This is a genomic window from Streptomyces turgidiscabies Car8 (assembly GCF_000331005.1).
GTDB lineage: Bacteria > Actinomycetota > Actinomycetes > Streptomycetales > Streptomycetaceae > Streptomyces > Streptomyces turgidiscabies.
On sequence record NZ_AEJB01000275.1, the window covers coordinates 20,693 to 28,471 of the forward strand.

General features: G+C 68.0%; 7 protein-coding genes and 1 pseudogene. 5 read left to right on the forward strand and 3 right to left on the reverse strand.

What is annotated here, in order from left to right; translation table 11 throughout:
* Window positions 1–66 precede the first annotated feature (66 nt).
* Both purF and purM read left to right on the forward strand, forming a co-directional pair.
* Window positions 67–1,596, forward strand: coding sequence for an amidophosphoribosyltransferase (gene purF / locus STRTUCAR8_RS18130; protein ID WP_006377256.1), 1,530 nt, complete (start codon window positions 67–69; stop codon window positions 1,594–1,596).
* A 64-nt stretch (window positions 1,597–1,660) separates the two neighbouring features.
* The gene (gene purM, locus STRTUCAR8_RS18135; protein ID WP_006377269.1) at window positions 1,661–2,746 is read left to right on the forward strand and encodes a phosphoribosylformylglycinamidine cyclo-ligase; all 1,086 of its coding nucleotides are present in this window, start codon (window positions 1,661–1,663) and stop codon (window positions 2,744–2,746) included.
* Window positions 2,747–2,999: 253 nt separating this feature from the next.
* Here purM and STRTUCAR8_RS18140 read toward each other — a convergent pair whose 3' ends face one another.
* On the reverse strand, window positions 3,000–3,263 hold the full coding sequence (locus STRTUCAR8_RS18140; protein WP_006377274.1) for a DUF3073 domain-containing protein: 264 nt from the start codon (window positions 3,261–3,263) through the stop codon (window positions 3,000–3,002).
* Between the two features lie 288 nt (window positions 3,264–3,551).
* Entirely contained in the window at window positions 3,552–4,646 is a 1,095-nt protein-coding gene (locus STRTUCAR8_RS18145; RefSeq protein WP_006377266.1) for a Leu/Phe/Val dehydrogenase, read from the reverse strand.
* Between the two features lie 241 nt (window positions 4,647–4,887).
* Here STRTUCAR8_RS18145 and STRTUCAR8_RS18150 point away from each other — a divergent pair, with 241 nt between their 5' ends.
* A complete protein-coding gene (locus tag STRTUCAR8_RS18150; protein WP_006377267.1) occupies window positions 4,888–5,739 on the forward strand; it encodes a DUF8083 family protein in 852 nt (283 codons plus the stop codon).
* A 512-nt stretch (window positions 5,740–6,251) separates the two neighbouring features.
* Window positions 6,252–6,458, forward strand: coding sequence for a developmental transcriptional regulator BldC (gene bldC / locus STRTUCAR8_RS18155; RefSeq protein WP_003949541.1), 207 nt, complete (start codon window positions 6,252–6,254; stop codon window positions 6,456–6,458).
* Between the two features lie 471 nt (window positions 6,459–6,929).
* Here the strand turns inward: bldC and STRTUCAR8_RS54260 are convergent, their stop codons facing one another.
* Window positions 6,930–7,118, reverse strand: coding sequence for a DUF6274 family protein (locus STRTUCAR8_RS54260; protein WP_006377273.1), 189 nt, complete (start codon window positions 7,116–7,118; stop codon window positions 6,930–6,932).
* 209 nt (window positions 7,119–7,327) lie between these two features.
* On the opposite strand from STRTUCAR8_RS54260, the pseudogene STRTUCAR8_RS18165 reads away from it, so the two are divergent.
* Window positions 7,328–7,779, forward strand: a pseudogene (locus STRTUCAR8_RS18165) (extracellular solute-binding protein); the annotation flags it as partial.

The following is a 7,779-nucleotide window of genomic DNA, read 5'->3' on the forward strand; positions in this document are numbered from 1 at the left end:
CACCCGCACGTCACAGTCGCATTCCCTAATTCGGACCAGTGGTCGATCTCGCCTACACTCGGTGGCGTGCCACGTGGTGACGGTCGACTCAGTCATGATCTGCTCCCCGGCGAGAAAGGCCCCCAGGACGCTTGTGGCGTCTTCGGGGTCTGGGCCCCCGGCGAAGAGGTCGCCAAGCTCACTTACTTCGGGCTCTACGCCCTGCAGCATCGAGGCCAGGAATCCGCGGGTATCGCGGTGAGCAACGGCTCGAAGATCCTCGTCTTCAAGGACATGGGCCTCGTCTCCCAGGTCTTCGACGAGACCTCGCTCGGCGCGCTCAAGGGTCATATCGCGGTCGGTCACGCCCGCTACTCGACCACTGGCGCCTCCACCTGGGAGAACGCCCAGCCGACGTTCCGCGCGACCGGCCACGGCTCCATCGCCCTCGGCCACAACGGCAACCTCGTCAACACGGCGCAGCTCGCCGAGATGGTCGCCGACCTGCCCAAGCAGCACGACGGCCGCACTCCGCGCGTCGCGGCGACCAACGACACCGATCTGCTGACGGCCCTCCTGGCCGCCCAGACCGACGACGAGGGCGAGCCGCTGACCATCGAGGAGGCCTCCGCCCGGATCCTCCCGCAGGTCCAGGGCGCCTTCTCCCTCGTCTTCATGGACGAGCACACGCTGTACGCCGCCCGCGACCCGCAGGGCATCCGCCCCCTGGTCCTGGGTCGGCTGGAGCGCGGCTGGGTCGTCGCCTCCGAGTCCGCCGCCCTCGACATCTGCGGCGCCGCCTATGTGCGCGAGATCGAGCCGGGCGAGTTCGTCGCGATCGACGAGAACGGTCTGCGTACATCACGATTCGCGGAAGCGAAGCCCAAGGGCTGTGTCTTCGAGTACGTGTACCTCGCCCGCCCGGACACCGACATCGCCGGCCGGAACGTGTACCTGTCCCGCGTCGAGATGGGTCGGAAACTCGCCAAGGAAGCCCCTGTCGAGGCCGACCTGGTGATAGCGACTCCGGAATCCGGCACCCCGGCCGCCATCGGTTACGCCGAGGCCTCCGGAATCCCCTTCGGGGCCGGACTGGTCAAGAACGCCTATGTCGGACGTACGTTCATCCAGCCCTCCCAGACGATCCGGCAGCTCGGTATCCGGCTGAAGCTGAACCCGCTGAAGGAAGTCATCAAGGGCAAGCGTCTGGTCGTCGTCGACGACTCGATCGTGCGCGGCAACACCCAGCGGGCCCTCGTGCGCATGCTCCGGGAAGCCGGCGCGGCGGAGGTCCACATCCGGATCTCCTCGCCCCCGGTGAAGTGGCCCTGCTTCTTCGGCATCGACTTCGCGACCCGCGCGGAACTCATCGCCAACGGCATGACCATCGACGAGATCGGCACCTCGCTCGGCGCCGACTCCCTCTCGTACATCTCCCTGGACGGCATGATCGAGGCGACCACCATCGCCAAGCCGAACCTGTGCCGTGCCTGCTTCGACGGCGAGTACCCGATGGACCTCCCGGACCCCGAACTGCTCGGCAAGCAGCTCCTGGAGACCGAGCTGGCCGCAGGGCCGGCGGCCACGGCCGCGGCCGACGCGATCCGTCGCCCGTAAGCAGCCGTAAAACCTGCTCCACGAGCAGTACGACGAGCAGTACGACACGAAAGTTCTCACCCTCATGTCTGAGACCACTGGCGCCTCCGGCGCTTCCTACGCGGCCGCCGGCGTCGACATCGAAGCGGGCGACCGCGCCGTCGAGCTGATGAAGGAGTGGGTGAAGAAGACGCAGCGCGCCGAAGTCGCGGGCCTCGGCGGCCTGGGCGGCTTCGCCGGCCTCTTCGACGCCTCCGCCCTCAAGCGCTTCGAGCGCCCGCTGCTCGCCTCCGCGACCGACGGCGTCGGCACGAAGGTCGACATCGCCCGGCAGCTCGGCGTGTACGACACCATCGGCCACGACCTGGTCGCCATGGTCATGGACGACATCGTGGTGTGCGGCGCCGAGCCGCTGTTCATGACCGACTACATCTGCGTCGGCAAGGTTCACCCCGAGCGTGTCGCGGCGATCGTCAAGGGCATCGCGGAGGGCTGCGTACTGGCCGGCTGCGCCCTGGTCGGCGGCGAGACGGCCGAACACCCCGGCTTGCTGGGCCCGGACGACTTCGACGTCGCCGGCGCCGGTACGGGCGTCGTGGAGGCCGACCGGCTGCTCGGCGCGGATCGCATCCGTACGGGTGACGCGGTGATCGCCATGGCGGCCTCGGGGCTTCACTCGAACGGGTACTCGCTCGTGCGGCATGTGCTGCTGAAGCAGGGCGGGCTGGCCCTGGACGCGCACATCGAGGAGTTCGGGCACACCCTCGGCGAGGAACTGCTCGTACCCACCAAGATCTACTCGCTGGACTGCCTGGCCCTCATGCGGACCACCGACGTGCACGCCTACTCGCACATCACCGGCGGCGGTCTCGCCGCCAACCTGGCCCGGGTGATCCCGGACGGCCTGCACGCGATCGTCGACCGCTCCACCTGGACCCCGGCCCCGGTCTTCGACCTCGTCGGGAAGACGGGTTCCGTCGAGCGCCTGGAGCTGGAGAAGACGCTGAACATGGGCGTCGGCATGATCGCCATCGTCCCCGAGGACTCGGCGGACGTAGCCCTGGCCACCCTGGCGGACCGAGGCGTGGAAGCCTGGATCGCAGGCGAGATCACAGACCGCGACAACCAGGCGACGGGCGCGGCACTGGTAGGCGACTACGCAACCAACTAGCCCCGAGAAGGCAGGCGGCGCAGCCGCCGCCTGCAGGGGCGCGGGGAACGGCGCGAGAAACCACAACGCGCCGGCACCCGCAAAACCACAGCACCCCCCGAGCTACTGGGCGCCCTGCCCAACCCCAGCGGAGCGGCAACGCACGAAACCCGGTCCGGTGCTAGCCAACCCGGACCGGGTGAGGTGCAGCTGCTGCCGTACAGGAACCGTGAAACCCGTTACCTGTCAGGCGCGCCGCAGCAGACGTAAGACGTCAAGCTCCACGGCGTTGTTGGGACGAGGGACCGGAGGCTTGTCCGTCCTCGTCCTCATCATCGTCGTTGTATCGATCCGCGTACTGAGCGTACGGGTCGTCTTCTTCCTCGTCGTCGTCCTCGAACGGCTCGCCATTCGGCGGCTGGCTCGAAGTCGAAGCGCCCAGCTCATTGGCCAGGCGCGAGAGGTCAGTCCCGCCGCTGCTGTACTTCAGCTGGCGGGCGACCTTCGTCTGCTTGGCCTTTGCCCGGCCGCGCCCCATGGCTCGACCCCCTCGGATACGGGGCTCGATGGCCCCAGAGTCTTGACACCCGTTCATGTTCTGGAACGGGCTCTCCGCAGAGAGACCGGTCCGTAGGGCTTCCACGGTACCTGAGCCCACGCCCATACGGTACGTCGCCCGCAGGACGTGGCGGTGCCCAGGACCCGCGAGGTGCCCTGTCCCCGCTGGTCAACCGCGATTTTAACCACTTCTTGGTGGCCGACCCGCCGACGGGGGTGAGAGTTCTCTCCAACACCCCGTCGGCCGGTACCTCCGCACCCCGTCCGGCTACGCCCTCCGGCGGGCCTCCGCCATCCGCTGTTCGGCGATCCGGTCGGCCGCGGCGGCCGGCGGAATCCCGTCCGCCTTCGCACGTGCGAATATGGCCAGCGTGGTGTCGTAGATCTTCGCCGCCTTCGCCTTGCACCGCTCGAAGTCGAACCCGTGCAGCTCGTCGGCCACCTGGATCACGCCACCGGCGTTCACGACGTAGTCGGGCGCGTAGAGGATCCCGCGGTCCGCGAGGTCCTTCTCGACGCCCGGGTGCGAGAGCTGGTTGTTGGCCGCCCCGCACACCACCTTGGCGGTCAGCTCGGGCACGGTGACGTCGTTCAGGGCCCCGCCGAGCGCGCAGGGGGCGTAGACGGCGAGCCCGTCGACGCGGATCAGTTCGTCCGTGTCCGCGACGGCCAGTACGTCCCGGTGCCGCTCGGTGATCCGCCGTACGGCATCCTCACGCACGTCCGTGACGAACACCTCGGCGCCTTCCGCCACGAGATGCTCGACGAGGTGGTGCCCGACCTTGCCGACGCCCGCGACGCCGATCCGCCTGGCGCGCAGCGACGGGTCGCCCCACAGGTGCTGGGCGGAGGCCCGCATGCCCTGGTAGACGCCGAAGGCCGTCAGCACGGACGAGTCGCCCGCGCCGCCGTTCTCCGGGGACCGTCCGGTCGTCCAGCGGCACTCGCGCGCGACCACGTCCATGTCGGCCACATACGTGCCGACGTCGCACGCGGTGACGTACCGCCCGCCGAGCGAGGCCACGAACCGGCCGTACGCGAGGAGGAGTTCCTCGCTCTTGACGATGTCCGGATCGCCGATGATCACGGCCTTGCCGCCGCCGTGGTCGAGACCGGCCATGGCGTTCTTGTACGACATCCCGCGCGCGAGGTTCAGCGCGTCGGCGACGGCCTCCGCCTCGCTCGCGTACGGGTAGAAACGCGTACCGCCGAGCGCGGGGCCCAGGGCGGTGGAGTGGATGGCGATCACGGCTTTGAGGCCGGTGGCCCGGTCCTGGCAGAGCACGACTTGCTCATGACCCCCCTGCTCCGAGTGGAACAGGGTGTGCAGTACATCAGCAGGCGCGCCGGTTACGTCGGTCACTGTGGTGACTCCAGGGAGTAGCGGCGGTTGGGGCTGGAGCCCGTACGGGTGGCGGCCTCCGTGGGCATGAGAGTAGAGCTCCTCCCAGGTCCGCGTACGCCAACCGACCCCGCAGTGCCGAGGATCACCCACCGGTGGCGTGGGCCGGCACGGCGGTTTGCATAATTTTCCCGTGCCGCACTGTGCTGGACAGTGCTGGATACGCGGTTTTTCCTGGTCGTCCAGGGGGGAGGGAGCAGGCGTGCCCAAGGTGTCCTCGGTGATCGTCCCGTACGCGTCCTACTTGCGCGTCTACGAGCCGCTGGCGGCCTTTCCGGAGCCGGAGCGCAGCCACTGGGCGCGCTACGCCCGGCGGCCCGACCGGCCCTCGTACCAGGACGAACTACGGCGCTCCCTGGCCGACTTGCTGCCCGTCCCGCCGGTCGCGGTGCCGGTGCACGAGAGCGCCGACGCGTTCGTGACGGAGGTCGAGGGGGTGCTGTGCGTCTGCCCCTGGCGCACCCGGCTGCGCGGCTGGCAGGCGCTGGGCGAGCTGGGGGAGGAGCTGCCGCTGCCGCTCCTGGACGCCGCTCTGCCGCCTCTCGTACGCCATCAGGCCACCCAGGACTACGAGCGCTGGCTGACCCGCAACCCGGACGCCCGCCCGTGGATCCGCACGGCGACCTGGCAGGTGCCGCTCAACTGGTTCGTGCTCGTGACCGACGAGGAGCGCGAGTACGACAAGGGTTCGGGGGCCGCCGGGGGCGCGGCGCCCTTGCTGCGTTACCGGACGCCCATGGTGCAGGCACGGCGGCGGGTGGCGCGCGGGCTGCGGACCCTGCGTGACGCCCTCGACGAGGGGCCGCTGATCGACGGTCTGCTGGACGTGGGGCGGTGGCTGGAGGAGTTCCACCCGAGGTCGCTGGTCGAGCTGGACTACGGCGGGCTGGTGCATGTCCTGCCGGCCGGTGATCTGGCCGGCGACCACTCGGCGGCGGACGTGGCCGCCGGGATCGAGGCGCTGCGCGACGGGGACGGCGAGGCGGCCGGTGAGGCGTACGGGCGGCTCGTGGAGCGGTGGCAGTCGGTGCGGGACCGGCGGTCGGCGAACTGACAGTTCGTCAAAAAAAGACTCCCTGGAACGTGAGTTCCATTTCTGTGGGACGCTCTTGGGGCTGCCGTGGGACGTAGGTCCCGATCCGGGCGTTTGTGTCAAGCGTGACGGACCGCACGTACAGGTGGCTTGCCTTCCTTGCCCCTCCTCGTGCCAAAATAGGACAAGGAGTCCGGGGGAGGCTCTATCTGCCCAGCTATGGGTGGAATCTCAGCATTGCACGCTATGGGGGGTCTCGTGACTCCTGATCGCCACTGTGACTGATCGTCACAGTGGCGTGACTGTCCGCTATGGCATGGTCCATCGGCTTCCGTCGCTGATGGCCGCCTGCAAGAGCAATTCCGTCGGTTTGGCCTACGCGGTTGGACAGATGGTGTAGTTGTAGTGCCGAGGACAAGCCGTTCGTCCTATAACCGACTCGACCCGCATCCGCCATTTCGGGCAACGCGGGTCAAGGTGCAGAATTTAGAGGAATGAACCGAGAAGGTTCGGTTCTCCCGAGGAGGCCGCTCATGACCGCTCGCACCCCTGATGCCGAGCCGCTGCTGACCCCGGCTGAGGTCGCCACCATGTTCCGTGTTGACCCCAAGACGGTTACGCGGTGGGCGAAGGCCGGCAAGCTCACGTCCATTCGCACGCTCGGCGGACATCGCCGTTACCGCGAGGCCGAGGTCCGCGCCCTGCTTGCGGGCATTCCGCAGCAGCGCAGCGAGGCCTGACCAACTGAATAGTCGTACGTGTCGGCAGGTCCCCCAACTATCGGCCGAGCCGTGCGACTGGCAACACCCGCACCATCAGAGTCACCAGAGTCACCTGCTCCATCAGCTTGATCGTTGACCGCTCGAAGCGACGCGGGTCCTGCCCCAACAGGCCCCACGCCCAACGCAGTTCCAAAAGATCCACCAGTTCCACAGCTTCAAGGGCGCGTCGTGAAGATCGCGCTGGACTCCGCCGGGTCCAGCGCGATCTTTTTTTGTGCCGCTGGGCGGGGGTGGCACGGGGTGCTGTGAGCGTGCTTGTTGGAGTCTGGGGAGGGGTGTGGGATCTGCTGTGGGACCTGTCCGGGGCTGGTGCAATTGCACATATTAAATTGACCAGTTGTAGGAGACCGGTAAGAACCCACTTTTTCAAAACTCATGCAGTGACACCCGTCACACACCGCGCACCTTGTTGACGCTGTGGCACAGGTGTTAGAGGGAACCGCTGTTGGCACCCGGTGTCTCGTCGGCCTCGGGGTCCGCCTCGCAGCGCTCCATGGCGAGCCGCTGTAACCGGTGGCAGATCGGACAGTGCCGTGTGAGATGCCGGTACCCGCTCGCGGCCGACAGGTGCGCCCGGAGCAGGGCACGCGTCTCATGCCGTCGCGCGGTCGCCGCCATAAGCCACCTCCGGAAGGGGACAGGGCATCGAAGGCCCTGCTCTCTGGGTACCTGGGGAGGACGGCGCCGTCAATACGGCAACAACGCGAGAGGGTACCTCGTATAACGGCTGGTCAAAGGCATTCCCACCCCCTTGACACCTCGTTTGGTCTGAGCCAAGCTCCGCCTACTGGTCTACACCATTGGTCCAGCTCCCTGAGGAGGTTGGCGTGAAGCGCAAGCTGATAGCCGCGATCGGTATCGCGGGCATGATGGTCTCCATCGCGGCATGCGGGGACAGTGACGGCGGAAGCTCGGACAACACCGGCGCCGACGCCAAGGAGCTGACCGTCTGGCTGACCGTGGACGCGCACAACAACTGGCCCGAGCTGGTCAAGGCCGCCGACGCCACGCTGACGAAGGCGCACCCCGGCATCAAGATCAACCACGAGTACTACGGCTGGCCCGACAAGAACGCCAAGCTCGACGCCGTCCTGGCCACCGACAAGGCCCCCGACGTGGTCGAGATGGGCAACACCGAGATGCTCGGCTACATGGTCAAGGGAGCCTTCGCACCCCTCGACCCGGCGAAGTTCGAGAACTCGGCCGCCTGGCTGGACGGCCTCAAGCCTCCGTCACCTACGACGGCAAGACCTACGGCGTCCCCTACTACGCCGGTGGC